This window comes from Pseudoalteromonas sp. bablab_jr011 (assembly GCF_016464045.1).
Lineage (GTDB): Bacteria > Pseudomonadota > Gammaproteobacteria > Enterobacterales > Alteromonadaceae > Pseudoalteromonas > Pseudoalteromonas lipolytica.
Genome location: NZ_JACDWU010000044.1, coordinates 1 through 213 on the forward strand (window position 1 = coordinate 1; position 213 = coordinate 213).

A 213-nucleotide genomic window follows, 5' to 3' on the forward strand; every position below is an offset into this window, starting at 1 on the left:
ACTTAAGGAAAAACAAGTTATGGGGAAACCATTTTTGGCAGAGAGGGTACTTCGTAGATACTGTAGGGATAAATGAAGAAATAATAAGGCGGTATGTCAGGCACCAAGAAAAGGAAGAGGTGCAAGAGCAGGCGCAGTTAACACTTCAGTAAACAACGCCCCCTTCTAGGGGGCTAATGCAAAGCCACCTTCTTTAGAAGGTGGATCTTTTAC

Annotated in this window: 1 protein-coding gene; it reads left to right on the top strand. The window is 43.7% G+C overall.

Going from position 1 to position 213, the window contains the following annotated elements; translation table 11 throughout:
• Positions 1-152: transposase (locus JIG41_RS01380; RefSeq protein ID WP_199524158.1), on the top strand; the 152-nt coding region annotated here is incomplete at its 5' end.
• Positions 153-213 lie beyond the last annotated feature (61 nt).